The sequence below is a fragment of the Pseudomonas schmalbachii genome (genome assembly GCF_017589465.1).
Taxonomy (GTDB): domain Bacteria; phylum Pseudomonadota; class Gammaproteobacteria; order Pseudomonadales; family Pseudomonadaceae; genus Pseudomonas; species Pseudomonas schmalbachii.
Map to the genome: position 1 here is coordinate 583254 of NZ_JAELYA010000002.1, position 26289 is coordinate 609542.

General features: G+C 61.4%; 19 protein-coding genes and 1 pseudogene. 12 read left to right on the forward strand and 8 right to left on the reverse strand.

The window, feature by feature from the left end; translation table 11 throughout:
* Position 1 precedes the first annotated feature (1 nt).
* Together aguB and JFY56_RS08155 are read right to left on the reverse strand one after the other, a co-directional pair.
* Complete coding sequence (aguB, locus tag JFY56_RS08150) at positions 2 to 910, reverse strand: N-carbamoylputrescine amidase (protein WP_208313029.1); 909 nt, start codon at positions 908 to 910, stop codon at positions 2 to 4.
* Between the two features lie 4 nt (positions 911 to 914).
* Positions 915 to 1964: an agmatine deiminase family protein gene (locus JFY56_RS08155; protein ID WP_208313030.1), complete on the reverse strand. Its 1050-nt coding sequence runs from the start codon at positions 1962 to 1964 to the stop codon at positions 915 to 917.
* 134 nt (positions 1965 to 2098) lie between these two features.
* Here JFY56_RS08155 and JFY56_RS08160 point away from each other — a divergent pair, with 134 nt between their 5' ends.
* The gene (locus tag JFY56_RS08160) at positions 2099 to 2959 is read left to right on the forward strand and encodes a LysR substrate-binding domain-containing protein (protein ID WP_208313031.1); all 861 of its coding nucleotides are present in this window, start codon (positions 2099 to 2101) and stop codon (positions 2957 to 2959) included.
* Between the two features lie 7 nt (positions 2960 to 2966).
* On the opposite strand, the gene hrpB is transcribed toward JFY56_RS08160, so the two are convergent.
* Positions 2967 to 5498: an ATP-dependent helicase HrpB gene (gene hrpB / locus JFY56_RS08165; RefSeq protein ID WP_208313032.1), complete on the reverse strand. Its 2532-nt coding sequence runs from the start codon at positions 5496 to 5498 to the stop codon at positions 2967 to 2969.
* A 147-nt stretch (positions 5499 to 5645) separates the two neighbouring features.
* Complete coding sequence (locus JFY56_RS08170) at positions 5646 to 6095, reverse strand: very short patch repair endonuclease (protein ID WP_208313033.1); 450 nt, start codon at positions 6093 to 6095, stop codon at positions 5646 to 5648.
* A gap of 63 nt (positions 6096 to 6158) precedes the next feature.
* Here JFY56_RS08170 and JFY56_RS08175 point away from each other — a divergent pair, with 63 nt between their 5' ends.
* The 5 genes from JFY56_RS08175 (at position 6159) to JFY56_RS24720 (ending at position 18619) form a co-directional block, all read left to right on the forward strand.
* Positions 6159 to 7358, forward strand: a complete 1200-nt coding sequence (locus JFY56_RS08175) for a DNA cytosine methyltransferase (protein ID WP_208313034.1) — start codon at positions 6159 to 6161, stop codon at positions 7356 to 7358.
* 286 nt (positions 7359 to 7644) lie between these two features.
* Complete coding sequence (locus JFY56_RS08180) at positions 7645 to 10185, forward strand: hypothetical protein (protein ID WP_208313035.1); 2541 nt, start codon at positions 7645 to 7647, stop codon at positions 10183 to 10185.
* 81 nt (positions 10186 to 10266) lie between these two features.
* Positions 10267 to 12303, forward strand: coding sequence for a hypothetical protein (locus JFY56_RS08185; RefSeq protein WP_236032481.1), 2037 nt, complete (start codon positions 10267 to 10269; stop codon positions 12301 to 12303).
* Positions 12304 to 12315: 12 nt separating this feature from the next.
* Positions 12316 to 18195, forward strand: a complete 5880-nt coding sequence (locus JFY56_RS08190; protein WP_208313037.1) for a DEAD/DEAH box helicase — start codon at positions 12316 to 12318, stop codon at positions 18193 to 18195.
* A gap of 229 nt (positions 18196 to 18424) precedes the next feature.
* Positions 18425 to 18619 (forward strand): type IV toxin-antitoxin system AbiEi family antitoxin domain-containing protein, encoded by a 195-nt coding sequence (locus tag JFY56_RS24720; protein ID WP_408004385.1) that lies wholly within the window; start codon positions 18425 to 18427, stop codon positions 18617 to 18619.
* 99 nt (positions 18620 to 18718) lie between these two features.
* Here the strand turns inward: JFY56_RS24720 and JFY56_RS08195 are convergent.
* Positions 18719 to 19102: pseudogene (locus JFY56_RS08195) on the reverse strand (DEAD/DEAH box helicase); the annotation flags it as partial.
* Between the two features lie 186 nt (positions 19103 to 19288).
* On the opposite strand from JFY56_RS08195, the gene JFY56_RS08200 reads away from it, so the two are divergent.
* From JFY56_RS08200 to JFY56_RS08210, 3 genes are read left to right on the forward strand one after another with little or no spacing between them, the layout of a single operon-like run.
* Complete coding sequence (locus JFY56_RS08200) at positions 19289 to 19705, forward strand: polyribonucleotide nucleotidyltransferase (RefSeq protein ID WP_208313038.1); 417 nt, start codon at positions 19289 to 19291, stop codon at positions 19703 to 19705.
* Between the two features lies 1 nt (position 19706).
* Positions 19707 to 20222 carry a DinB family protein gene (locus JFY56_RS08205; RefSeq protein ID WP_208313039.1) on the forward strand — a complete coding sequence of 172 codons (516 nt, stop codon included), beginning with the start codon at positions 19707 to 19709 and terminating at the stop codon, positions 20220 to 20222.
* The gene (locus JFY56_RS08210) at positions 20219 to 21115 is read left to right on the forward strand and encodes a cation diffusion facilitator family transporter (RefSeq protein WP_208313040.1); all 897 of its coding nucleotides are present in this window, start codon (positions 20219 to 20221) and stop codon (positions 21113 to 21115) included. The genes JFY56_RS08205 and JFY56_RS08210 overlap by 4 nt, the downstream gene beginning before the upstream one ends.
* On the opposite strand, the gene JFY56_RS24385 is transcribed toward JFY56_RS08210, so the two are convergent.
* The gene (locus tag JFY56_RS24385; protein WP_236032482.1) at positions 21108 to 22103 is read right to left on the reverse strand and encodes a DUF6515 family protein; all 996 of its coding nucleotides are present in this window, start codon (positions 22101 to 22103) and stop codon (positions 21108 to 21110) included. The two genes, JFY56_RS08210 and JFY56_RS24385, sit on opposite strands and share 8 nt — an antisense overlap.
* Positions 22104 to 22532: 429 nt before the next feature.
* Between JFY56_RS24385 and JFY56_RS08220 the strand changes: the two genes are divergently transcribed.
* Both JFY56_RS08220 and JFY56_RS08225 read left to right on the forward strand, forming a co-directional pair.
* Positions 22533 to 23012: an Lrp/AsnC family transcriptional regulator gene (locus JFY56_RS08220; RefSeq protein WP_208313041.1), complete on the forward strand. Its 480-nt coding sequence runs from the start codon at positions 22533 to 22535 to the stop codon at positions 23010 to 23012.
* Between the two features lie 113 nt (positions 23013 to 23125).
* Positions 23126 to 23329 carry a DUF2788 domain-containing protein gene (locus JFY56_RS08225; RefSeq protein ID WP_208313042.1) on the forward strand — a complete coding sequence of 68 codons (204 nt, stop codon included), beginning with the start codon at positions 23126 to 23128 and terminating at the stop codon, positions 23327 to 23329.
* A gap of 254 nt (positions 23330 to 23583) precedes the next feature.
* Here the strand turns inward: JFY56_RS08225 and JFY56_RS08230 are convergent, their stop codons facing one another.
* The gene (locus JFY56_RS08230; RefSeq protein WP_208313043.1) at positions 23584 to 24204 is read right to left on the reverse strand and encodes a pseudouridine synthase; all 621 of its coding nucleotides are present in this window, start codon (positions 24202 to 24204) and stop codon (positions 23584 to 23586) included.
* 248 nt (positions 24205 to 24452) lie between these two features.
* On the opposite strand from JFY56_RS08230, the gene JFY56_RS08235 reads away from it, so the two are divergent.
* Positions 24453 to 25496, forward strand: a complete 1044-nt coding sequence (locus JFY56_RS08235) for an MBL fold metallo-hydrolase (protein ID WP_208313044.1) — start codon at positions 24453 to 24455, stop codon at positions 25494 to 25496.
* Here JFY56_RS08235 and deoC read toward each other — a convergent pair.
* Positions 25486 to 26253, reverse strand: coding sequence for a deoxyribose-phosphate aldolase (gene deoC / locus JFY56_RS08240; protein WP_208313045.1), 768 nt, complete (start codon positions 26251 to 26253; stop codon positions 25486 to 25488). The two genes, JFY56_RS08235 and deoC, sit on opposite strands and share 11 nt — an antisense overlap.
* Between the last annotated feature and the right edge of the window lie 36 nt (positions 26254 to 26289).

The following is a 26289-nucleotide window of genomic DNA, read 5'->3' on the forward strand; positions in this document are numbered from 1 at the left end:
TTCAGGCTCCCTGGCGCTGCCAGTGGTTGTGCGGGTGACGACCATCAAGACCCAGCAGCGGGCCGTACATTTCCGGGCGGCGGTCACGGTAGATGCCCCAGCTCAGGCGTTCCTCACGCATGGCGTCGAGGTCCAGCGTCTGCACCAGCACGCCGGTGGAGTCGCGGTCGGCTTCGGCCAGCAGCGCGCCCTTGTGGTCGGTGATGAAGGACGAGCCGTAGAAACGCATGCGCAGCTCCGGGTCGGTCGTCGCGACCTCCTCGCCCACCCGGTTGGCGGCGATCACCGGGAGGATGTTGGCGGCGGCGTGGCCACGCTGGGCCAGTTGCCAGTGGTCGCGGGAATCCAGCGCCGCGGCGCCGGGCTCGGAACCGATGGCGGTGGGATACAGCAGCACCTCGGCACCCATCAGCGCCAGGCACCGCGCCGTTTCCGGGAACCACTGATCCCAGCAGATGCCCACGCCGATGCGGCCGAAAGCGGTGTCCCAGACGCGGAACCCGGTATCGCCGGGGCTGAAGTACTCCTTCTCCTGGTAGCCGATGGCGTTGGGGATGTGCGTCTTGCGGTACACCCCCAGCAGGCGCCCGTCGGCGTCGGCCACCGCCAGCGAGTTGAAGCAGGCGTTGCCGGCCCGCTCGAACCAGCTCAGCGGCAATACCACGCCCAGTTCCCGGGCGAGGTCGGCGAAGCGTTTCAGGACTCGGCTCTGCGCATATTCCTCAGCCAGCGCGAGGTGCTTGTGATCCTGCTCGATGCAGAAGTACGGCGTGGCGAACAGCTCCTGCAGGAGGATCAGTTGCGCGCCCCGGGCGGCAGCCTCGCGCACCAGCCGTTCGGCCTCGTCGAGGTTGCCTTGCAGATCCCAGCTGCAGGGAAACTGGGTGGTGGCGACAGTCAGCAGGCTCATCGTCTCACCCCTTCAGCGGCCAGGCCGGCTGTTGCTGGGTGATGCAGTGCACCCCGCCGCCGCCGTGGGCCAGATGGTTGATGCGTACCGGTACCACTTCGCGTCCCGGGAACGCCCGGCGCAGGGTCGCCGCCGCTTCGTCGTCGGCGGCGATGCCGTAGGCCGGCATGATGATCGCGCCGTTGGCGATGTAGAAATTGGTGTAGGAGGCGCAGAAAACCTCGGCCTCACTGTCCACCGCCTCGCTGGCTTCGAACAGTTCGACCATCTCGAAATGCCGACCCTGGGCGTCGGTCGCCAGCTCCAGCGCGCGGCGATTTTCCCGCGCCACCTCGGCGTACACCGACGACGTATCGCGCGTGGCATCCACCAGCAGCGCACCGGGCCGAACAAAGGCGCACACGCCGTCGACGTGGCCATCGGTCATGTCGCCGGTGACGTAATCCGGGTCGCCCGGCAGCCAGATGGTCTTCTTCACCCCCAGCAGGCGGGCGAAGATTTCCTCCATCTCGGCCTTGCTCATGCCGGGATTGCGGTTGCGATTGAGCAGCACCGACTCGGTGGTGATCAGCGTGCCCTGCCCGTCCACATGGATGGCGCCGCCCTCGTTGGTCAGCATCGCCGGGAAGCATTCCAGGCCGAGGCTGGCGAGGATGCGCGGGCCAAGGGTCTCGTCCAGGTCATGGGCCGACTTGCCGCCCCAGGCATTGAAGCGCCAACTGACACCGGCCGTGCCCAGCTGCGGATGACAGACGAAGGTCGGGCCGGAATCGCGGCACCAGCTGTCGTTGATCGGCATCTCGACCAACTCGACGTTGGCCACGCAGAGTTCACGGGCACGCTCCAGCGCCGAAGGGTCGACCACCATCTTCACCGGCTCGAAACGGGCGATGGCGTTGGCCACGCGGGCAAAGTCCACCTGCACATCGGCCAGCGTCACGCGCCAACCCGCCTCCCACAGCGCCCGGTTGTGTGGAAAAGCCATCCAGGTCGCCGCATGGGTTGCCCATTCTGCGGGCATGATCCAGCCGCTCTGCGTTTCGTTGAAATGCATACAGGTTTCCTTGAGTTAAGTTTTATTAATCGCTGGAAACCGCGGCCGCGGTGGTGGAATGAATGCTAAGCCTGTGAAAACGGACGAACAAACGATAGATTTTGCGCATTCCTGATCAGCACGGCTTATCGATCATGCTCAAACACTGGCCCCCACTGAACGCCCTGCGCGGTTTCGAAGCCGCCGCCCGCCTCGGCAGCTTCCACAAGGCTGCCGAAGAGCTGAACCTCACCCAGTCGGCCATCAGTCAGCAGATCCGCAGCCTGGAAGGCTTCCTCGAACAGCCGCTGTTCTACCGCAGTGGCCGCAGCGTGGCGCTGACCGACGCCGGCTTCGATCTGCTCAGCACCACCCAGTCGCTGCTGCAGCAACTGGCGGTCGGCATTCGCCGCCTGGAGCAGTACCGCAAGCCCAACCAGTTGGTGGTCAACACCACCCCGGCCTTCGCCCGGCACTGGCTGGTGCCGCATCTGGCCGACTTCCACCGGCGTCACCCCGAGGTCGATCTCTGGCTGTTCACCACCAACGACACGCCGGACATGGCCACCCAGACTATCGATATCGCCGTGCGCGACGACCTCAGCGCCCAGGCCGAATGCGACTATCGAATCCTGCTGGAAGACCGCCTCTACCCGGCCAGCCACCCGGATCTGCTGGCACAAGCGCAGGACGCTCGCTGCACCCTTCACGGCGAACGCGAGATGGACTGGAGTCACTGGGAACTGCAAGGCGGCGCCGACGTCGGCCAGCGCAGCCAGGGCCTGAACTTCTCCGATCCGGGACTGCTGCTGGATGCCGCAGCCCAGGGCCTGGGCATCGCCCTGGTCAGCCGGCTGCTGGCAGAGTGCGCCAGAGCACAGGGATTGCTGGCGCCCCTGACGGAACAGACGGTGCGCGGCCCGAACTGGAGCTGGCTGGTGAACCGCGACAGCGCGGATGACCCGCTGACCCGGAGTTTCTGCAGTTGGCTGGGCGAGGCGCTGGGCGTGGGCTAGCCGAGATTCACGGCTTACGCGGTTTGGCTCGGGCTGTAGGTTCCGCTATCAAGGGATCATCAGGCCAGTAGTGCTTGGGATATCTGCCCTTCAGATCCTTCTTCACCTCGGCATAGGTACTGCGCCAGAAGTTGGCCAGATCCTGCGTCACCTGCACCGGTCGCTGCGCTGGCGACAGCAGGTGCAGCTTCACCGCTACCCGCCCGCCGGCGATGCGCGGCGTGTCGGCGAGGCCGAACAGCTCCTGCAGTCGCACCGCCAGCACCGGCGGGAACTCGCTATAGTCCAGGCGGATGTTCGAGCCGGACGGCACCTGCAGCGTGCGCGGCGCCAGTTCGTCGAGGCGTTGCGGCAGCGGCCAGGGCAGCACGGCGTGAAGAATCCCGGCCAGCTCAAGATTGGCGAAATGCGCCAGCCGCGAGACCTTGCCGAGATACGGCAGCAACCAGTCTTCCAGCGAGTCCAGCAGGGACGCGTCGCTGACATCAAGCCATTCGCTTTCACCCTTGGCTTCCAGATCGAGCCGGCGCAGCAACAGCACCCGCGCCTGCCACTGGCGCAGCTCCGGCGTCCACGGCAGCAGCTCCAGCCCCTTGCGCCGCACCAGGCCGAGCAGCGCCTTGCCGCGCGCGGCCTCGTCCAGGCCCGGCAGGGCTTCGCGGCTCAGCACCAGTTCGCCGACGCGGCGCTGGCGTTCGGCGCGCAGCACGCCTTCGCGCTCGTCCCAGTCCAGTTCGTCGCGCACACCCACCTGCTCGGCGAGGATCGACTCGAACAGCGCCGGATCCAGCGCCGCCGCCAGGTAGATGCGTTCCTCACGCTGGCCCTGACGGCTGCCGAGGTCGGCGATCACCAGCCAGGGTTCCTTCATCAGCGCATCCGGCTCGGCGAACAGCGCGGCGCGGCCATTGGCGAGCCGGTATTCCCCGCCCCCGGCGCGGCGCTGCAAAGCGATGCGGTCGGGATAGGCGAAGGCCAGCAGGCCGCCGAGCCAGCGTGGATGATCCGGATCGGCCACCGGCTCGTTCGGCTGGCCACGCAGATAGCCACGGAACTGCCGCGACAGCTGTCGCACCCGCTGCACCGCGCCTCGGCTGGCACGCGGCGCGCCCTGTTCGCCGGCGAGCAGGGCCAGGCGGTGATGCAGGTCGGCATCGCCGCCACGGAGGATGTCGCGCTCGCCGAGCAGCGCGGCGAGATCGCAGGCCATCTGGCCGAGGCCGAGGGCATGGCCGCGCAGCAGCAGATGGGCGATGCGCGGGTGCGCCGGCAGTTCGGCCATGGCCTGGCCGTGACCGGTCAGGCTGCCGCCGCCGGTACGCGAGGCCAGCGCGCCGAGGCGTTCCAGCAGGTCCAGCGCCTGTGCATAAGCCGCCGACGGCGGCGCATCCAGCCAGGCCAGTTCGCCCGGCGCGACGCCCCAGCGCGCCAGTTGCAGGGCCAGGCCGGCGAGGTCGGCCTGGAGGATTTCCGCCGTGCCGTGGGCGGGCAGTTGGTCATGCTGGGCCTCCGACCACAGGCGGTAGCAGGCGCCCGGTTCCAGGCGCCCGGCGCGGCCGGCGCGCTGGGTGGCGGAGGCGCGGGAGATGCGCTGGGTATCGAGACGTGTCATGCCGCTGCCCGGATCGAAACGCGGCACCCGCGCCAGCCCGGCGTCCACCACCACGCGCACGCCGTCGATGGTCAGGCTGGTCTCGGCGATGTTGGTGGCCAGCACCACTTTGCGCTTGCCGGGCGGCGCCGGCTCGATGGCGGCACGCTGGGCGGACAGTTCCAGTTCGCCATGCAGCGGACAGAGCAGAACCTCGTCGCGGCCGGCCAGGGCATCGCCCAGTTGCTCGGCGACGCGACGAATCTCCGCCTGCCCGGGGAGGAACACCAGCAGGCTGCCGGACTCGTCGGCCAGCGCCTGCAACACCGTCTGCACGACGCGCGGCTCGACGTACTCACCGGGCTGGAACGGCCGACCCCAGCGGATATCCACCGGGAACATGCGGCCTTCGCTGCGGACCACCGGTGCATCGTCGAGCAACGCGGACAGCCGCTCGCCCTCCAGCGTCGCCGACATCACCAGCACCTTCAGCGGCGGCTCGTCACGCAGCAGGGCGCGGCCGTTGAGAGTCAGCGCCAGGGCGAGGTCGGCGTCCAGGCTGCGCTCGTGGAACTCGTCGAAGATCACCAAGCCGACGCCTTCCAGCGCCGGGTCGTCCTGCAGGCGGCGGGCGAGGATGCCTTCAGTCACGACCTCAATTCGCGTCTGCGGACCGACCTTACTTTCTAAGCGAATTCGATAACCAACCGTCTGCCCAACGCTTTCACCCAGCTGGCTCGCCAATCGCTCAGCTGCGGCTCTGGCAGCTAGTCGACGTGGTTCGAGCATGGCAATGGCCTGGCCAGCCAGCCATGGCTCTTCCAGCAGCGCTATTGGGACTCGCGTTGTTTTGCCTGCCCCCGGCGCGGCCTCAAGTACAACTTCATTACGTGCAGACAAGGCATCTCGCAAAGCGGGCAAAGCAGATTCGATCGGCAACAGACTCATGATGGCTCCTAGCTGAGCCACCAATTATAGAGACGAGGGAGACAGTTACGGCACGGCGATATGTCAATCACGCCCGGTGCCCTGCTCAGTTCGGGTCGCTCATAGATAGCCGCGAAACTGCCTAAGGCTGCTCTACTTTTACTAAGCTTAGCCTTCCAAAAAAAACCTTAATCGATGCGTCAGCGCAGCTCGGTCTCTGAGTTCGCACTCCCACACAATGTGGATGCGCCAGCCGAGCGCCGTCAGTCGGGCCACATTTTTCGCATCTCGCTCACGGTTGCGGGAAACTTTGGAATGCCAGTATTCTGCATTAGTTTTCGGCTCGCGGGCTCCTCGCGAGCAAGAATGCCCGTGCCAAAAGCAGCCATGGACAAATATTACCTTGCGTCGCCCAAGGAATACTAAGTCAGGCTTACCAGGGAGGTCTCGCCTATGCAGTCTATAATGATAACCGAGAGCATGAACGATCCTTCTCACTGCAAGTTCTGGCCCAGTATTCTTAGACTTCACGGCCCTCATGATCTCTGCGCGTTCCACGTCCACACCTTCGCATCGCGCACTGGCGCCACAGTTTCTGGCCGTCAAGTAAAAAGCCATTATTTTTAATATAGACCAACATGGCGTGCTGAGACCCGCTTTTAGCCCGCTTGCAAGGAAAAAATGAGCGACAAATATAGTTTCTTTGAGTTTTTCGCGGGCGGAGGTATGGCTCGGGCTGGGCTTGGCGATCAATGGCAATGCTTGTTTGCCAACGACATGGATTCCGTTAAAGCGTCAACGTATGTAAAGAATTGGGGGGATTGTCATTTCGACGGTCGAGATGTTCGAGAAGTTAAAACGGAAGACCTAAAATCTTTTGGTGATCTGGCATGGGCGTCGTTCCCATGCCAGGATTTATCTGTCGCTGGAAATGGTTTGGGAATTGGTAGTTCTAGCACCGAAAAATTTACACGGTCTGGCGCGCTCTGGCCATTTCTTGATCTAATAGAAGAGATGCGCCAGGAATCCCGGCAGCCTCCTCTATTAGTTCTAGAGAATGTAGTTGGGCTGCTAACTCTGGAACAAGGTCGTGACTTCGCGGCGATTTGTTTAAGGCTGGGAGAGATTGGGTATCGCTACGGGGCAGTTATTATCGATGCAAAACACTTTCTGCCCCAGTCACGCCCGAGGGTTTTTATCATAGCAGTGCGACGCGACATCGAAATTCCCCGAAAGCTTTCTCACGGAATGGCAACGGCCTCGTGGCACACTCCGACTCTCCTTCGTGCACACAAAACACTACCCCAACTGGCACACGAAGAGTGGGTCTGGTGGGACTTAGGGCCTGCTCCTGCACTAGAGGAAAATGCTCTAGAGAATCTAATTAAGCTCGAGGGAGTTGAATGGCATACACCTGACGAAACCAAACGATTCATCAATATGATGACGCCCACCCATCTGGCTCGACTAGAAGAAGCAAAGCTTGCAGAGAACGTCACAGTTGGCAGTCTTTATTTACGAATGCGCCGAGAAGGCGGCACTAACAAGCAGCGTGCAGAGATAACATTCGCTCCAATCTTGGGATGCCTAAGAACGCCGAGGGGCGGGGGCTCCCGGCCAAGAATTATTGTAGCGGGGAGAGGGCAGGTTAGGACTCGCCTACTTTCTATTCAAGAAGCAGCTGCCTTGATGGGACTGGGAAATACATATGTGCTACCTGAAATCTATCACCATGCATTTAAGGTAATAGGAGATGGTGTTGCAGTCCCCTCGGTTCGATTTCTTGCTGATCGTCTGCTAGAGCCGCTGACTATCGTTGCGCGGGAAAGTACAGCTACTGGCAGTGAAAATTGGCCTGTAAAAATTTATGCAAATGCTTAGCCTAGCACCTTGCTGATTGATTTTATGCCACAAAATTGGATGACATTACTCTGCTCAGCATTACTGGCTTGCTGGCGCCAAATTAGATGAGCACCCACAAGGCCTCTATATTATCAATTCTGCTACTACTAGGGCTGGAAGCAGCCAACTCAGAATGGTTGATGCATTTACATTGACCGCGATGGTAGGCTTTTTTGGCAGGTGTCCTGATCCATTTATAGGCTAGGGAGCATGGACACCGTAGTCGGGCTGAGGGGGTATCACGTGTTCATCAAGGAAGGATGCTATGGATTTGCCGCGTACTTTTGATGCGTGGGAAAAACGACTCGTCAACTATTTCCTTGCCATCGGCCCGGATGGCGACGCTAGCCCCATCCGTTCGTTCGAAGTCACCCCGCGCACACTGGCGCTAGCCTGCGGCGCCCCACGCGAATTTGAGAGCGAAGTCGAGAATGCCTTTCGCTCCATGCTGTCACGCGACCTACTACTAATGGACTCGCTGCGCTTAGGGTCCCAGCGCTATGAAAAGATGGATGTGCCCAACTGCTTTTCCTATCTTGCATTCACTTTGCTAATCGACAGCCTTCTGGAAGGCAACACAACCCAAAGCGGAGAGTTTCGTCATAAGCTCATGAAATGGCTGGGGATTGACGCTGCTGTTTCAAATCTCCGCGGGATCGCTCTTATGTGGGAGAGCCTCGCGAGTTGGCTGGATAGGCGCGTCCAGGCGGGAGAGCAGTTTCGCCGCCTGATCCTACCCAATCCTGGTAGTTGGTCGCATATCGGCTACACCCGGCGCCTATCGTTTCCGAGCAACGCTGACCTTCGCCTGGTCGCCCACTTTTGCCAAGAGCACCCGGATGTTCTCCGCAACCTGCACGTCAGCATTGCGGCGTTTCCGAGAGAACTGTCGGATGATCGCGCCTCTTGGGGCCTCCAAAGCGCGTTCGAAGAATTTCGAGGCGCTTATTACAATCAGCGTCGCGCGTTGGGCGATCTGCGCTTCTGGCGGCTGCTGGAGCGCGCCTCGACGTTGACTGGGCGATCGACTCGCCCAAGCGTCACGGTCGAAATGCTTTTTGATGCGGACAAGCGGGCGCTTTTTTTTGCTTGCAGCGATGAAGAAGGCGAGCCGGAGCCGTTTGCTTCGCTGAATGATGCGCTGGCCGCTGCCGGTGTCGCGCAAAGCGAGAACCTGGCAACCGCCGCCGCATTAGGTGTTGTCTTCTTTCGACTGGTCGGCGCTGGGCGGTGGCGCGCCGAGCCGGAAGCAAACGATTCTGCTTTTGGCTTGCATGTAGCCGTGGCGGAGAGACACAAGCGGAAAATCGGTGATCGACTTGGCGTGCTTGTTGAAGTAGGCGCATGGTGGATTACGCCCCAACCTCTGACCCTTGCTGCTATCAAGGATGCACTTAGGGAAGCCAAGCTGCTTTTTCCGAACCAGGAGCGGATAGTACGTCCTCATTTGTCCAGTGGTGTGCGCAGCAATGGCCGCTGGCTGGGCCGTCCACGCTTTCTACCCATTCTCGAGTCCGATACCTCTGAGTATGTTATCCGCAGCCCGTTAGCATACTCAGCAGAGGTCTCGCTGAGCATCGAGCAGGGCCAGCTCAAAGCCTTGCAGCCGCTTGAGGGCGCATTCTTTATTCATCCGACCCTATTACGTGGTGAAGAACATGCTCCTTGGAGCATTCGTTTGCAATTTGTTAGCAACGCCTTCGCACACGCGACACTTGAGTGCGCGCGCTCTAAGTTGCCGCCATTACGTGACTGGAAAGTGGCTGCGTCGCAACGCCTTAACGTTAGTACGCCGACCATACTGGCGTGGGAGCCGGAAGAGCCAGCTTGTGCGGATCTTCTCGAGGCGGTCTACGCCAGCGGCCGAAGTGGATGGGAAGAAGCACAGATCATCGCTCTATTGGGGCGGGCCGAGGACAATACGAATCCTTGGCATCTGCTACGAAGTCTGCGGGATGCTGGCATCGTCGAGCCACGTCTGCGTGCGGGCTGGAAAGGGCGCGTTTGGACCCTGAGAGAGCCAAGCATTATCGAAGTCCACCATGGAGATAGTGTGCTGGCACTGGTGGAAGGCGCGCTTTGCTCGAGGATGGTCGACGACTTTAAGCTGGCTGTTGGAGGCTTTGGTGGGGCCGCTTTCCGCCATCTAGGCGATACCCCTTGGGCCCCGCCAGTGCTCGGTGCTAAAGGCGTTTCGGCCAAAGCGCTCGCCGAGCTTCTCGGCTGGCACTTCGTGGTCGAACCTGTGGGAGCGGAAGGAAACCCCTTCGCGTTTGCCGAAACTAGACATCAAGCCCTTCACTACGCGCCGACTGATGCCTGGGCTTGGCATGTAGGGCGCTTCCTGCCCGGCAAGGGTGCTAAGGAACATGTTCGACTGGTGCGACTGACCCACATCGGCGGGCGGGATCACGATATCTACCGCGTCGAGCAGAACGGTTGCACCCGTCACTATCTTTCGCGTACCGCCGCCATCGCCTCAGCTTATGCCTTAGCCCGCATGCCACTGCTTGAATGGCGTCCGGGGGATGAGGTGCTAGTCCTAAAGACACGTGAAGGCGGACTCCCCGATGCACTTGCTACAGAAATACGCCGGCGCATGCTTCGAAATGGCGGGCCGTGTGGTGATGAGTACATTTATCCCGCGAACTATGAAGTGGCGCATTGGCTCGCTGGGCAATTGCCTGGCTGCATTTCCGGTCTATCCACCGAGACGCCGCAGAATGCGTCATACCTGACTGGACTCGCCCGCCGCTCTCTCGGTCGATTGCGTCTGCAATGGCGCAACGGCTCAACCACTCTCTAGCTTTCTCTTGGAGTCAAGTTAACTATGGCAGCAAACTTGGCGTGGTATGCCGGGCAATGCGCAAAGCGGCACGATCTCAACATGAACGTGAAGGTCATTGCTATCCGGTCCCAAGAAGGATGGTCACTGCTCGACAACCCGCAAAAGGTCTTCCCTAAGTCAGGCGAGGTGGAAATTCGGTTACGGACCGCATCGGAGCATCATCCGGAGGATTGGGTCTGTTTCCAAATTGCTTACAAAGAGCCCCGGGGGAAATGGAAAGCATCCACCTTTCGGCGCCTTACGCCGTTCCTTGACCTGCAGGGCATAGGAAATCTAGATGCGCTTCGCAGCCGCTTAACAGAAGAGGGGGTAGACGGGCCTGATCGTCCTGGCGCGTGGGCGATTCGCTATAGCGAAGACCGCATCATCATGCTTGCCCTGATGCGCTCGCCAGATAACCGTTACCGAATGGCGACTGGCAGTAGTTTCTATGTGTATGCATACGAATCAGAGCTATTGCATCGCATACCGTCCAGTGCGGGAGAGATTCTCCTTTACGAAGGGAAGCGGGGTGCCGAATGCCTAGATGAACTCGACTGGTCGCCTGATGAGGGGTACATCAAGCGCATCGTGCGCGCTATGGCGGGGGCGCACGACCCAAGTGCTGAGGCGGTTATACGATGGTTGAAGCGTCACGCCAATGAAGCAACACATCAAGTTGGGACAAGCCCTGATGATAGATTGGCGGCGCAACAAGCCGCCCGTTCAGGTGGTCTGGCAAAACGGCTGCTGGCTGACAAGGAACTGCTTGGGGAAGTGACGGATTTGCTCCTCGCGGATGCGAGGATGCGCGCTCACCTCGAAAATGAAATTCAAGCAATTGCTGAGCAGGAGCGCGAATCTATTCGTGACTCGCTTAAGAATGAGCTAGCGCAGGAAATCGTGACGCTGCGCGAGGAGAGTTTGTCGGCAGTCGATATCGAGTTGAAGAAACTGGAAACAGAGCAATCTGAGGCATTGAAAAGCCAATTCAAGGAGCAGACGAGGTCGCAAATGCTGGCTATGGAGGGACGTATAGCGGCCCGCCAAGCGGAGTTGGAAGTCGAGCTTGAAGCGCGACGCAAGAACTTGCTGCAGGACCTTGATGTGCTCACCGCGCAGCGCGAGGCGCAGAGAGGTGAGCAGGAGAGGGTCAACGCCGAGATTGAAACCGGTTATCGGACCCTGGCGGACCTTAAGGTGTGTGAAGCCGTAGCTGTCGAAGAGATCGAGCGGCTCAAAGAGGATGCTGCCTCAATCCAGGTACCGAAGAGCGTCAGGCTTGAGTCAGCATTGCGCTTCAATCCGCCACAGAGCGTTCCAACTCTTGGCGTTGGGGACATGGTGCAGGCAATTGAAGGCTGCATTCTGCTTACACCGGTAGGCAAAGAGCGGATGATGCATTTTTTTGCATTGTTGCTGGCGGGCGAATTACCGGTGTTGTATGGCGAAGGAGCGCAGGATTTCCTCATAGCGGCTGAGACTCTACTTTCGTCCGGGCGATCGGTGCGCCTGGAGGCGGATCCCACAGTTATCACTTTCGAAGATCTCTGGTTGCGCGCTGGCACGCAGCTGGCTACTTCTTTGACCCATGGATTGGAACTTGCCCGCGCAAGTGAGCCTGCAACCGTACTGGCTGTTATCGAAAGCGCTGAGCGATCCGGGGCCCGTTTCTGGCTCCCGGCACTTGCGGAGCGTGCTCGCCGTGGTGAGCTGCCGCGGCGATTCTTTGTTTGCGCAACGGTCGAGGACGGAGATTGTGAAGAGGCTCGGGCAATTCGCAGCCACTCTCCATGGCTCCAAGTCAGCGGAACTATAGCGCCGTCGGCACCTGCATTGGCGCCAATGGCTCTCGCCCCTACCAATGTTCGGCAATTAGACCCAGGTGAGCGCCCGCAGGACCTTACACCCGCCATGACGGCGGTGGCACCGCTAGTCCACCAACTGACGCTGGCAAATGCGCTGCGACTGGCCCGCACGGCCACCGAATGGATTCGCTTGAATCAGGGAGCCCGATATGAACAGACCCCGGCGGCACTTTCCGAATTATTCATGAATCAGCACCGCCAAGCTGGTCGCACTCAAACGAAGTCATAAGGAGATGAGTCCGTGCTAGACCCAATAGGCGGTTTCCGCCGTATCCAAGATTTCGTCATCAACTATGTTGAAACCAACTTCCGCATTTCGAATAAGGTGGCCGCCGAAGCCAGGCGCAAACTGTTGGAGAAGGTAGACGTACTCGCCACCGAGCCGTTCATTGAGCCGGTGCTGCGATACAAGTCGCATTCAAAGACACTTGAGCAGCTCGCCCAGGACGATGAGGGTCCGCTCGCACCGATGACGTGGGAAGGTAAGCGCGCCTTTGTCGAACTTGCACTTTCTGGTCTGTTCGATGGTAGGCATTGTGAGGATGAAATTCGTCGAGTATCGCCTTATGCGCCGTATGACCACCAGGTCGAAATGCTCCGACGGGGGCTGCTACCCGGTATGCCAGGTATCGTTACATCACGAACCGGCAGCGGTAAAACCGAAAGCTTCATGTTGCCTGTGTTGGCAGCGATCGCCAACGAAGCAGTGACGTGGGACGCTCCCGGCGGTGATTACCTTCAAAAGAACTGGTGGAGCGAAGATAGAGCGCAGTGGTCGCCGCAGCGACAGCGTGAAAGCCGTCCAAGCGCTGTCAGGACACTAGTGATATATCCCATGAACGCCCTGGTCGAAGACCAGATGCAGCGTCTACGCAAATCGCTCGACTCGGACGACGCACGTGAGGTGATGCAGGAGCGATTTAAAGGTAATCGGATTTTCTTTGGCCAATATACAAGCTCTACCCCCGTCACGGGGTTCGAACGGCACCCGCGCATTGCCGATAACAAAGACGAAAGGCAGCGTCGGGCCCGACGCGTCACGCGCCTGCGCGAGGCGATGCGAAGATTCAAGCGCGACCAAGACGCGGCGCTACGATTCGATCGCGAAGCAGAGGCTACTGCGCTTCGCGAGGGGAAGGAGACGTCCGACAAGACTCGCTACATATTCCCGGCGGTTGATGGTGCCGAAATGCTTTCGCGCTGGGACATGCAGGTTAACCCGCCGGACATCCTTGTCACTAACGCTTCGATGCTTGGAACCATGCTCTCGCGAGAAGTCGAAGAGCCGGTATTCACCCAGACTCGTGAATGGTTGCTGAACAACGAGGATGCCTATTTCTATCTGGTCTTTGACGAACTGCACCTGATCCGCGGTTCTGCCGGCACAGAAACAGCGTTCCTAGTGAAAACGCTCATCCAACGGCTGGGTCTCGACCAGCCGGCGCATCGGCATAAATTGCGTTTGCTGGCGTCTTCGGCCTCTCTGCCAATCGACGGGGAAGAGGGGCCGCAGTCGCTGGCTTACCTACGCGATCTATTCGCCCCCTACGGCACCAGCTGCAATGCGAACGACCCGGGTGTCACCAATCTGGATTTCTGGCGCGATTGCATCGTGGTCGGGACTCCACACCTTCCGACTTTCGCCAAGGGACCGATTGATGCACAGCCTTTCGTCGACCTCCTTGAGGCAGCGCTGGGCGGCAAAAAGGATTTCGTCGCAAAGATCGGTAGTGCGGAGGCGATGAGTTTAGCCGTGGAACAGGCGGCTTATGCTCTATCCGTCTCTGCGACCGAGGCAGGAGAACGAGTTAAGGCGCTAGCCGAAGCTGCTGGAGCAGTGCTGACGCAAGCCTGCTACGACGGAAGCGATGTTCGGGCGACTGCTGCAAAAGATATGGCCGCACGCATCTTCAAGGCTGGTTCTGTCGACCTCGACAAAGCTTTGCGGGGCCTGTTACTGGCGCGTGCCCTTCCTGAATCGAATTCCTGGCCAGTGAGCGTCTCGCAAACCACTCCAGCATTTCGCGTTCACACCTTCATCCGCAACATCGAGGGGCTATTCGCCTCGGTCACACCCGACGGCTCTACCCCGGTCTTCAGCGATTTCACGGTGGAGCGTGGGGTGACTCATGCGAAGCCCGAAAAGGAAGGCGGTCGCGGTCGTCGACTCTTCGAGTTGTTGTATTGCGAGGCCTGCGGCGATCTGCTGATCGGCGGCCAGCGCGGGCAGAAGATCGCGGATAGCTGCGTGACCGAGCTGCTACCGGCGGCGGCAGACCTCGACAATCTGCCCGAGAAAGTCGGTTCGGAATACTACGACAAGATGACGCTCGACGAATTCGCGGTCTTCTGGCCACGACGAACACAATGGTCTGGTTCAGAGCGGGACTACGACGCTTGGGAAGCCGCTAGTTTGAATCCCGAAACAGGGTTGGTGTCGATCGAGCAAGCCGTACCTGTCGGACATGTTGGCGGGTACCTGTATCGACAGCTGGAGGCGGCGGTGAAAGGTCGCAACGGTAAGGTAATGGGGCCGTTGATGGCGCAACCGTTCTGCTGTCCGAAGTGCGGCACAGACTACTCTAACCGCCCCATCTCGAGTCGTTCGCGTTCGCCGATTCGCGCCTTCCGCACCGGTGTCACTAAAACCTCGCAGCTGGTGGCTACGGAGCTATTTGAGTTGCTGCACGCGATCGGCGCTCAACCGAAGGGGATTGTGTTCTCGGACAGCCGACAGGATGCGGCCAACCAAGCGTTGGAAATCGAAACACTACATCTCCGGGACCTGCGACGTGAAATGCTGGTTACTGCTGCACGCACATTGGTTGATCAGGCGGATGCAGATTGGATCGACCCGGCGCAACTCCAACAACTTTTGGCGGACGCTGCTGGCAACCAAGAGGAAATTAACTCAATTATTACGAAGTACAGCGAACAGTTGGCCTCGGGCACGAAGAAAGGCAGCGGTAAAATCCCGCTGGGCAAACTGCTTCAGTGCAGCGCCGGTACCGACATCGGCGCGCTTACCGCGGAATTCGTTTCGCTTGGAGTCCACCCTTTCGATCGCATTGGCAAGAAGACCTTCGAGGGAAAGCAGTGGCACGAACTGTTCAGCCAGAGCGAGAGCGGTGGTCGACTCGTTTACTCGCCCAAGCTAAATGGTGTACAGCAAGCTGGCCTCAACCAAGAGATACTCTCAGGTCAGTACGAGTTAATTGATGACGTAATTTTCGCGAACACGTTTTTCGCGTTGGAAGAGACGGGCCTAGCCTATCCATCCATCATGGATGGAGATGAATCAAAAGCGGATCATCTGGACGCCTGGCTGCGTGTATTTGCCGGTGCTTATCGTGTCCTGGACAATAAGTTTGTAGACGGCGAGCGTTTGAATGAATGGGTGTTGGGATCTGATGTGAAGAACAAGCGCGTGCAGCGCTTTGCTCAGGCGGTGTTCGGATCCGGTGCCGCCACGGATGGCCTAAGTAACGTTCTGAATGAGTTCTCGGCCCTTGAGCATCAGAGCTGCATCATTCACATTGGCAAGTTGTATCTCAAAGTCGCAAGGGAGAACGATTCCTATTGGCGCTGTGGCAACTGCGAACGGGTACATCTTCACCGAGGGCCCGGCCGATGCACTCGCTGCGGAGAAGCCCTTGACGAGCAACCGACCGGGCAGGCAGGGGAACTGTGGCGCAATAACTTCTTGGGAAGTCGCATCGTTCGAGGGCAAGAGGAAGGAGTCGGTCGATTCCGGTTGCGCGTTGAGGAGTTAACAGGCCAGACGGATGACTTTTCAGATCGCCTGCGCAAGTTCAAGGGGATCTTTGTTGACGGCGAGAACGAGATCCAAAAAAGTGCTCGGGAAATCGACATGCTTTCGGTTACTACCACGATGGAGGTGGGAATTGACATTGGGGCCCTACAAAGCGTGTACCAAGCCAACATGCCGCCCCAACGGTTCAACTATCAACAGAGGGTTGGCCGAGCCGGTCGCCGTGGTCAGGCCTTCTCGCTGGTAATCACTTTCTGCCGTGGCCGCAGTCACGACGCCTACTATTTCGCACATCCGCACGCGATCACTGGGGACCCGCCGCCGCCGCCTTTCCTTGCTATAGGCCATGATCCCATTCCGCTGCGTTTGGTACGTAAGAATTGGCTACGCACTGCGTTCAAGTATCTGCGCGATCAGTGTGCCAACTCTGGGGACGAGTACCCGGGTGATCTGCTCATGCCCCCTGACGTGCATGGTGAATACGTTTCGACCCACGATTACTATCATGACGCTCAAGCGAACTGGCCAGAGCGTTTGCGTGGGGCCCTGCAAAAAACAATTGCAGAGCGAGACAATTTCATTGCTACCTCCTCTTTCGACCCGCATCAGTGCGTTCGCCTTGCCGAGAAAGCGGAGGTCGACGGTCTGCTGAATGAGATTGAGGATCTGAGACAATACGCTCCAGACTCTAATATGGGGCTCGCGCGCTTCCTGGCGGAATGGGGCTTATTGCCAATGTATGGTATGCCTACCCGTGTCCGAAATCTTTACCTAGGCCTTCGCACTGTGAAGGTGGGTGAAGAGGAAGAATATGAATGGTCGACCATGGACCGTGACCTTGATCTTGCGGTCTACGAGTACGCACCAGGCTCGGTTCTTGTTAAGGACAAGCAAAAGCACCGAGTGGTCGGCTTTACCGGTAGCCTGTCAACGCCCCAAAGTTTCAAAAAGGATGATCTTTCGATAAAAGCATTGTCCCGCTGGTATGAAACCGAAACGAATGTGGCGCTCTGTCCGGCCTGTGGTTCAGCGACTCGTAGGGACGCTTTACCGCAGGTGCCATTGCCCTGTAGTGACTGTCAAGCAGAGATTCTGCCAAGCGATTTTAAGCCCTATGTCACGCCTGCTGGCTTTCGAACGGACTTCACTCCGAAGAATGACGAAGAAGACGCCGGACGCATGTCTGTACGCAGTATGGCGACGTTGGTGCGTGAGGGTGAGCGCCTGTCACATGGAAACGTTACGGTGCTGCACGGGGCTGATATCACCATCATGCAGATGAATGATGGTGTCGCCAATATTGAAGGCGACGGCGAGGGGTTCCTAATCGAAGAAGCGCAAGATTTGAAGGTCCCCATCCCGTCGGGCTCTAAAAAGTCTCCGCAAATTGACGGGATGCCGCAGGCATTTGAGGCGGGTTGGCTCAGGAGTGCACGCAACGGCAGTTGGGGCCAGGCGCGATGGGGCAAGCTTGGTGATCCGCTGCCTAGGGTCGGCCTGATTTCCTGCAAGCAGACGGATTCAGTTCACCTAGAGCTTGGACAGTTTGACCCCCGGCTGAACTTGGCGAACGTTGCTCGACGAGGCGAATTCGCCCACCTGCCGACGCGCGCGGCCGCGATCAGTGCTACGCAGATCCTTGTGCAAAGGGCAGCCTTGGAGCTGGACGTGTCCGCCGATGAGTTCGAGGCGCTTGAGCCGCGAGTGCGATCTGGAAAGCCAATGCTGCAGATTGCCGATGCGTTGATCAACGGGTCCGGCTTATGCCGTCGCCTTGGTGAAACTGTTCCGGGCGGCTCGCGGCCGAAAATCCTCAATATTCTCAGTAGTATTCTGGAAAGCCACGATCAGTGGCCCCTGATGGATTTTCTAAGATTGTCGGCGGAGGGCGAGCACGCGGCGCAATGCCACACATCTTGCTACCGCTGCATTCAGCGTTTCGGTAACCGGCGCTATCACGGTCTACTCGATTGGCGCTTGGGTCTAGCTTATCTACGGGCCATGTCCATGCCGGACTACGCATGCGGGCTAAAATCGCAAGACGCGCATTACCCTGAAATCCATGGCTGGCGCGCTCGGGCCGAATGGCTGACGGACAATGTTGCTCAGATGCGACCTGGCACATTGACTCCTGATTGCATGCCGCATTCTGGATTGCCCTGCCTAGTAGAACGGATTGCCGGGCGCGTAACGCGATACGTGGTCGTTCACCCCCTTTGGAGTCTTGAGTCGAGTGCGCTGGCCGAATTGCTAGGATCCGACTGGTCACCAGATCTGCGTTTTGTGGATACCTTTAACCTTGAGCGTCGTCCACTCAAGGCGATGACCTCGCCCTTCTCGGCTCGTTAGTCGATCTTAAAGCCCCTGGCTGGATAATCCAGGGGCTTTTCGCGCCCATTGGCGGATCAACTCCTGTGTCGTCAATAATATGTAACCGCCCGGCAAATCCACCTACCTGAAGGCTGCGCCCGCTTCGTGCGTAGGCTCATGCAATGATCCGCATCGACGCCATCTGGCTCGCCACCGAGCCGAAGGACAAACCTTCGCAGGCGCAGACTAGGTTTCGTAAGTTGACCAGGTGATTACATATGATTTCAGAAGTGGCCTCCACCGCCGAGTTGGTCAGGCAACGCGTGAAGAGATTTCAAAAGGGCGCCCATTCACACTGAAACGTTTCAACTCTTTGGGAAGCCAGGCTCAAGAGACTGTTGGAAAGGCCATCACAAGGATGGTGCAGTCTGGCGAGCTGGAACGTGTGTGCCGAGGCGTATAGAGTTGGGGTGCGCCACGAGCACCACTGCTCAAGCCGCCAAGCTCTCACCAAGGCCCGAATTTTTGACAAGAAACGAAGGTTTTTTGATGCAAATGGCAAAACGTGGAATTCATCGAAGATGACAAGACCGACGCCTTCCAGCGCCGGGTCGTCCTGCAGGCGGCGGGCGAGGATGCCTTCGGTGACAACCTCGATGCGGGTCTTCGGGCCGACCCGGCTTTCCAGGCGGATGCGGTAGCCGACGGTCTCGCCGACCTTCTCGGCCAGCTCGCTGGCCAGCCGCTCGGCCGCCGCCCGCGCAGCCAGCCGGCGCGGTTCCAGCATGAGGATGCCCTGCCCGGCCAGCCACGGCTCGTCGAGCAGCGCCAGCGGCACGCGGGTGGTCTTGCCGGCTCCCGGCGGCGCTTCCAGCACGACCTCATGGCGGGCGGCGAGCGCCCCGCGCAGGGCGGGAAGCACGCTGTCGATGGGAAGGGAATTCATGCCGGCTCCTGATACTTCGGCCATCCGCAATGGAAGGCTGGTGAGAACCGGCGATTATAAACGTCGAACCGGCCGGCACCCCGTGCAGTCTCAGAAAGAGGACAGCAGTATTTGCGCCTGGGGCGATAGAGGCGCCCCACGCCGCATTGATATAGTTGCCCGCATCCATTCCCCCGGAGGTTCTCCATGCGTTTCGCCACCCGAGTTTCCTGCGCGGTTCTCAGTGCAACCCTGCTCAGCCAGCTGGCCGCCTGCGGCACCCTCTTCTATCCGGATCGCCGCGGCCAGATCGACGGCCGCATCGACCCGGCGGTCGCCGTGTTCGACGCCATCGGCCTGTTGTTCTATGTCATCCCGGGGCTGATCGCCTTCGGCGTAGACTTCGCCACCGGCGCGATCTACCTGCCGGACGCCAAATACTCGGTTGCCCCGGAAAAACTGAAAGACGCGGTCGGCGCGGACGGCACCATCGACCGGGCTAAACTGAAGGCGATCATCGAGCGCGAGACCGGCCGCGACCTGCCGCTGAACGATCCGCGCCTGATCCAGCACAGCGGCAACCTCCAACAACTTGCCAGCCTGGGGTTAGCCCCGGAGGCCTGAGATGCACGGACCCCTCGCGATACACCTCGAACAACTGCTGGCCTACCACCTGTGGGCCTATGAGCGACTGCTGGAAGCCGTGGCGCCGCTGGATGAAGACGCCTACCGCGCGCCGCGCGGGTTGTTCTTCGGCAGCCTGCACGGCACGTTCAACCACCTCGCGCTGATCGACCGCCTATGGCTCGGCCGCATCCGCAACGAGCCGTGGCAGTTCGAGCGGCTCGACAGCGAGGTGGCCCCCGACCGCGAAGCGCTCGCCGCCTTCCTCCGCGAAGGCGTGGCCGGCTGGCAGAGCTGGCTGAGCGAGCAGAGCGACCGCTCGCTCGGCACCCTGCTGGAGTACCGCAACATGGCCGGCCAGGAGCAGCGCCAGTCGCTGGCCAACATCGTCCAGCACGTGGTCAACCATGGCACCCACCACCGCGGCCAGATGAGCGCGGCGCTGACCGCCCTCGGCCAGCCGGCGCCAATGCTCGACTACATCTACTTCCTCCCGGAACGACAAGACATCCGATGATCAAAGGCGCCAGCCACGCCAAGCTGTTGCGGCTGGCGACCCTCGCTTCGCTGAGCGTCGCCTGCATCCTGATCGTGACGAAGGCCATCGCCTGGTGGCTGAGCGGCTCGGTCAGCCTGCTCGCCGGACTCACCGACTCGCTGCTGGACGGCGCGGCGTCGTTCCTCAACCTGCTGGCGGTGCACTATGCGATCCGCCCGGCGGACGACGACCACCGCTATGGCCACGGCAAGGCGGAATCGCTGGCCGGGCTCGCCCAGGCGCTGTTCATCGCGGTCAGCGCGCTGCTGATCGCCGCCCAGGCGGTGAGCCGTCTGCAGCATCCCGAACCGCTGGAAGCGACCGGCTGGGGGATCGCGGTGATGGTCCTGTCGCTGGTACTGACCGCCGCCCTGCTGGCCTTTCAGCGCAAGGTGGTGAAGGCCACCGGCTCCAGCGCGATCCGCGCCGACTCCCTGCACTACCGCTCGGACATGCTGCTGAACTCCAGCATTCTCGTCGCGCTGGTCCTCGCCAGTTATGGCTGGCACTGGCTGGACCCGCTGTTCGGCCTGGGCATCGCGCTGTACATCCTGTGGAGTTCGCTGCACATCGCCCGCGAGTCGGTCACCGTGCTGATGGACGAGGAACTGCCCACCGAGGTCAGCGAGCGCATGTACCAGCTGGTCCGCAGCGTGCCCGGGGTGCTCGGTGCCCACGACCTGCGCACGCGGATTTCCGGCACCCACTGGTTCGTCCAGCTGCACCTGGAGTTGCCCGGCGAACTGACGCTGTCACGCGCACATACCCTGTGCGACGAAGCGGTGCTGGCGATTCACCGTGAATTCCCGCGGGCCGAGGTGCTGGTGCACGCCGACCCGCAGGAAGTGGTGGGCAAGGAAACCATCAGTTGATGCTATAGCCGCGCCCGGCAAGACAGGCGCCAATCGCCTGCTTGTATTTGCCGGCGACGTCCGGGGGCGGCGCATTGGACGCCGCGGCCGGATCGAAATCGCTCTCGCCGACGGCCCAGCGGTGACACTCGTAGCGGTCGCGATCCTGCTGCTCCGGCGCCTGTCCGCTCTCGGGATAGGCGACCACGTCGTAGCTGCTTTCCGCCAGGGTGGTCGACTCGCCCTGCGGCGGCGACACCGCCTGGTAGGTCTGCGAATCGGGCTGCCAGATGTAGTAGTTGCCGGCAGCGAAGAAGTACGGCACCGCGCCGATCCAGACCTGCTGGGCATAGGTCGGCATGTACGGAATGCTCACGCCGTAGGGCGGCACGATCAGCATGTAGCGCGCGCCCATCGGGCGATACCAGTAACCGTCCTTGAAGTAGTAGCTGCGCCCCTGCCAGGACACCTGGCTGTTGCCCGCCGGCAACTGGTCCACCGCCTGCCCCGGGCGCTGACTGGCCGGATACGGGCCCCAGTTGCCGCGCGACGGCTTCGATTCTTCGGGACTCTTCGGCGGCGTCGGCCCGGGCTGCATGCGGATCACTTCGCCGTACTGGTCTTTCGGCAGCGGCGCGGTCGTCCCGAGAACCCACTGCGCCCCCACGTAGATCGGCGTGCCGGGTAGTTGCCCGGGGCCGAGGGCTTGCGGCTGGTCATGGGGATCGCCGGGATAGGACATCGTATCCAGCCACTGGCCGATGCGCCGCCCCTGGTTCAGGCGCTGGCTGTCGGGGAAGGCCGGGTAGCTCGGATAGGCGTACTGGTCCAGCCACTGCCCGACGCCGCTGCCCTGGCCGCCGTAGTAGCCGCTCGACTGCTGCAGCCACTGCCCCACCGGCGGCCCGGATGCCTGGGCATCGCCATCCTCGGCGGCAACCGCCGGCGCGGCAACCAGCGACACCGTGAACAAACCCGCCCCGGCAACCTGCCAGACGCTCGCTCTCATGGCTTCCTCACCCCGGCCAGCCGGCCGGAAACGCCGGTGTCGCCTACTGCTGACGTCCGGGCACCGTGCACGCTCTTCGATCAGAAAAGAGTACTCCAGATTTTCGCCGGGCAAAGAAAAAGGGAGGTCTGGGACCTCCCTTCGGGATCACTCGTCCTGGCTCGTCGCTGTTGGCGCCGGCTCACCTCGCTCCACCTTCTGGGCGGTGCGTAGCCCGGGGGCCGGCTCGACCCTGTGGGGTCGGCGGCCACGATGCGCCTGATTGGGCGCTTCGTGCTGGACGTGCTGTCCGGGCCGTGAATCTGGGAGAAATAATAAGGTAGGCGCGCCGACAGAGGATTGCGAAGATTGCTAACCAGAGGGTAGATTGCGCAACTAATCTCCAGAAAACAAACATCACGCGCAATTCATACATAAGCAGGAGCCAATATGAACAAGCTGGACCGCTATGACCTTCGCATCCTCGCCGAATTGCAGCATGACGCGCGCATCTCCAACCAGGAGCTGGCCGAACGCATCGGTCTGTCGCCGTCGCCCTGTTCGCGGCGGGTCAAGCAGTTGGAGGACGACGGCTACATCGCCCGCCAGGTCGCCCTGCTCGACAGCAAGAAGCTCGGCCTGAGCCTCACCGCCTTCGTCCTGATCGGCATGGACCGGCACACCCCCGAGCGCTTCGAGCACTTCCAGGAAATCATCGGCAAATGCCCGGAAGTGCTGGAGTGCAGCCTGGTCACCGGCATGGATGCGGACTACCAGTTGAAGGTAATGGTGCCGGATATGGAGCACTACCAGCAGTTCCTGCTCGGCACCCTGACCCGCATCGAAGGGGTGACCAGCGTGCGCTCCAGCTTCGTGCTGCGTCAGATCATGGCCAGTACCGAGCTGCCGCTGGAGCACCTGCGCAGCTGATCGCTATTTGCTCAACTTCTCCCTGGGAAGCGTATAATGCGCGGCTTTGTTGTGCCCGCCGGAGCCCCCGGCGCGGCTCGGTCGCGATTACGCCCCGCCGGGCAGGAGTAGCAATGAATTCGAGTTTCGAAGACCTGATGATGTACGGGCTGGTCACCGCCCTGGTCCTGTTCATGGCCTTCATCGTCTGGGACCTGGCCAAGAAGTCCAAGGCCGGCCGCATGGGCACCATGGTGCTGTTCTTCGCTCTTGGTCTGGGCGTGCTCGGTTTCGTGATCAAGTCGTTCGTGGTGGCGGGGATCGAAGGCGGGTTCTGAGCCTGCTGTCGGCCATATGGCGGGTTGCACCCGCCCTACCCGATCGGCACCCGTAGGGCGGGTGCAACCCGCCAGCGAAGCCTTTACGTTGCTGGCGTTCGCGAGCAGAGCTCGCTCCTACCTACAGAAATTCGCGCCACGGCTGACCGTAGGTTGGCGCTGAGCAACGCGAAGCCCAACATCGCCATCGTTGGGCTTCACTGCGTTCAGCACCAACCTACGCGGGTTATGGTCCAGCCACGTAGTAAACCCCATCAGGGGCGGACCTCCCGCCACTCCCCCGGCTGCAGACCATCCAGGCTCCACGGCCCGATCCTCACCCGCACCAGCCTCAGCGTCGGCAGCCCCACCGCCGCCGTCATCCGTCGCACCTGACGGTTGCGTCCTTCGCGAATCACCAGTTCCAGCCACGACGTCGGCACCGACTTGCGGAAACGCACCGGCGGCACCCGCTCCCATAGCTGCGGGTCCTCTAGACGGCGCGCCTCGGCCGGTAGCGTGGGGCCGTCATTGAGCTGCACGCCGTCGCGCAGGCGCTGCAGCTGTTCCTCGTTCGGCTCGCCCTCCACCTGCACCCAGTAGGTCTTCGGCAGCTTGTGCTTCGGATCGGCGATGCGCGCCTGCAGGCGGCCGTCGTTGGTCAGCAGCAGCAGGCCTTCGCTGTCGCGATCCAGCCGTCCGGCCGGGTAGACACCAGGTATCGGCACGTAATCCTTGAGCGTCGCCCGGCCCTCGCCGTCGCTGAACTGTGTGAGCACGTCGAACGGCTTGTTCAGCAGGATCAGCCGCGGCTGCGCGGGCGGCGCCTTGGGTACGCGACGCGGCGCGGGGCGGGCTGGAGATCGGTGCTGGGTGGGTCGGGGAGGTCTGGACATGACGGAAATGTTAGTGGCCTGTGTGGCTAATTCGAATACTCAATTTCGGCGCCTGACTTCGCCATACGGCGTTGCCACTCCTCGCCGTAGCCAGCTACGACTCGTCATGGCGCCTTGTCTGGCAAACCCAGGCACTCGAACTTGAATGCACGAATTAGCCGTACAGGCCACCAGGCAATGAAAGGCCGGATACCAATGGCGGAGCGGCATGCTAGGTTTCGTAGCAGCCCACCGCAAGAGCATCGCCCATGTCCCACGTTCCGCGCCCCGCCTGGCTGCTCAGTCTGCTGACCCTCGCCGGCCGCTTCGTCCGGGGTTGGCGCGGCCCGTCGTCCGATCATTTCGACGGCCGCCGTTTCTACAATATCCACGCCCGGCCGCATCACAGCTGGAGAGACGTCGTCCGCTGGCAACTGGAACGGCCGAAGCAGGAATGGATCGACCAGCCGGGCCCGGACACGCCACCGCAGGTGCCGCAGCGGGTCAGCGGCGACGAGCTGCGGGTCACCTACATCAACCACGCGACCGTGCTGATCCAGCATCGCGGCCTGAACATCGTCACCGACCCGCTCTGGGGCGAGCGCACCAGCCCGTTCAGCTTCCTCGGCCCTCGCCGCCACCACCCGCCAGGACTGACGCTGGACCAGTTGCCGCCGCTCGACCTGATCCTGGTCAGCCACAACCACTACGACCACCTCGACCTATACAGCCTGACCGAACTGGCCCGGCGCTTTCCCGACGCCCGCGTGGTCACCGGCCTGGGCAACGCCGGGCTGATCCGCGCCTGCGGCTGCCGCAACGTGCAGGAGATCGACTGGTGGCAGAGCGTGCCGCTGGCAGGCGGCATGCTGCTGACCGGTGTACCGGCGCAACACTGGTCGGCGCGCACCACCCGCGACACCAACCGCAGCCTGTGGCTCGGCTTCGTCCTCGAATCGCCGGACGGCCCGGTGCTGTTCCCCGGCGACAGCGGGCTGGGGCCGGAATTCGGCCTGATGCGCGAGCGCTTCGGCCCGTTCCGCTTCGCCGCCCTGCCCATCGGCGCCTACGAGCCGCGCTGGTTCATGGGCCACCACCACATGAGCCCGGCGGACGCCGTGCAGGCACACCGCGCCCTCGAATCGCAGTGCAGCATGGCGATCCACTTCGGCACCTTCAAACTGAGCGACGAAGGCCAGTTCGCCCCGCCGCAGGACCTGGCGCAGGCGCTCGCCGAACAGGGCGTCGATCCACAGCGTTTCCGCGCGCCGAAACCCGGCGAACACTGGCGGATCGAGCCGCTCAGGCAATGATATCGGCGGGCATCGCCTTCAACCGGCGCAGCAGGTCGTCGAGCAGCGCGGAAGCACCGAAGCGCAGGTGCTGCGGGCTGATCCACTGCGCCCCCAGCAGACGTTCGGCCATTTCCAGATAGACCTGCGCATCCTCCAGCGTGCGCAGCCCGCCGGAAGCCTTGAAGCCAACCTTGCCGCCCGCCTCGGCGATGCATTCGAGCATGACCTGCGCCGCTTCCGGCGTGGCGTTCACGGGGACCTTGCCGGTGCTGGTCTTGATGAAATCGGCGCCGCCCTCGATGGCCTCGCGGCTGGCCGTGCGGATCAGCTCGGGATCGCGCAATTCGCCGCTTTCGACGATCACCTTGAGCGTATGGTACGGCCCGCACAGCGCCTTGCAGGCGCGGATCAGCTCGACCGCGCCGGTCGGCTTGCCCTCCAGCAGTTTGCGGTACGGGTAGACCAGATCGATCTCGTCGGCGCCGTCGCCCAGCGTGCGCCGCACCTCCTCCACCACCTCCGCCGCAGGCGCATCGCCCGAGGGGAAGTTGCATACGCTGGCCACTTTGATGGCGCGCCCGCCGAGGCCGTTCAGGGTGCGCCGGGCGATATGGGTAAAGCGTGGGTAGACACAGACCGCCGCCACATCGCCATACGGCGTCAGGGCGTGGCTGCACAGCTGGACGATGCGCGGCATGTCGTCATCGTCGTTGAGCGAGGTGAGGTCGAGCAGGGCCAATACTCGGCCCTCTAGTGTTTCGCGTGGATCGGTCATGGGGTGTTCCTCCTTGTTCCCTCTACCCCTCACCCT

Excerpts from the sequence above, each read along its gene's own strand:
- aguB (WP_208313029.1), bottom strand. The coding sequence starts at position 910 with ATGAGCCTGCTGACTGTCGCCACCACCCAGTTTCCCTGCAGCTGGGAT.
- JFY56_RS08155 (WP_208313030.1), bottom strand. The coding sequence starts at position 1,964 with ATGCATTTCAACGAAACGCAGAGCGGCTGGATCATGCCCGCAGAATGG.
- JFY56_RS08160 (WP_208313031.1), top strand. The coding sequence starts at position 2,099 with ATGCTCAAACACTGGCCCCCACTGAACGCCCTGCGCGGTTTCGAAGCC.
- hrpB (WP_208313032.1), bottom strand. The coding sequence starts at position 5,498 with ATGAGTCTGTTGCCGATCGAATCTGCTTTGCCCGCTTTGCGAGATGCC.
- JFY56_RS08170 (WP_208313033.1), bottom strand. The coding sequence starts at position 6,095 with ATGGCTTTTTACTTGACGGCCAGAAACTGTGGCGCCAGTGCGCGATGC.
- JFY56_RS08175 (WP_208313034.1), top strand. The coding sequence starts at position 6,159 with ATGAGCGACAAATATAGTTTCTTTGAGTTTTTCGCGGGCGGAGGTATG.
- JFY56_RS08180 (WP_208313035.1), top strand. The coding sequence starts at position 7,645 with ATGGATTTGCCGCGTACTTTTGATGCGTGGGAAAAACGACTCGTCAAC.
- JFY56_RS08185 (WP_236032481.1), top strand. The coding sequence starts at position 10,267 with ATGAACGTGAAGGTCATTGCTATCCGGTCCCAAGAAGGATGGTCACTG.
- JFY56_RS08200 (WP_208313038.1), top strand. The coding sequence starts at position 19,289 with ATGCGTTTCGCCACCCGAGTTTCCTGCGCGGTTCTCAGTGCAACCCTG.
- JFY56_RS08205 (WP_208313039.1), top strand. The coding sequence starts at position 19,707 with ATGCACGGACCCCTCGCGATACACCTCGAACAACTGCTGGCCTACCAC.
- JFY56_RS08210 (WP_208313040.1), top strand. The coding sequence starts at position 20,219 with ATGATCAAAGGCGCCAGCCACGCCAAGCTGTTGCGGCTGGCGACCCTC.
- JFY56_RS24385 (WP_236032482.1), bottom strand. The coding sequence starts at position 22,103 with ATGAGAGCGAGCGTCTGGCAGGTTGCCGGGGCGGGTTTGTTCACGGTG.
- JFY56_RS08220 (WP_208313041.1), top strand. The coding sequence starts at position 22,533 with ATGAACAAGCTGGACCGCTATGACCTTCGCATCCTCGCCGAATTGCAG.
- JFY56_RS08225 (WP_208313042.1), top strand. The coding sequence starts at position 23,126 with ATGAATTCGAGTTTCGAAGACCTGATGATGTACGGGCTGGTCACCGCC.
- JFY56_RS08230 (WP_208313043.1), bottom strand. The coding sequence starts at position 24,204 with ATGTCCAGACCTCCCCGACCCACCCAGCACCGATCTCCAGCCCGCCCC.
- JFY56_RS08235 (WP_208313044.1), top strand. The coding sequence starts at position 24,453 with ATGTCCCACGTTCCGCGCCCCGCCTGGCTGCTCAGTCTGCTGACCCTC.
- deoC (WP_208313045.1), bottom strand. The coding sequence starts at position 26,253 with ATGACCGATCCACGCGAAACACTAGAGGGCCGAGTATTGGCCCTGCTC.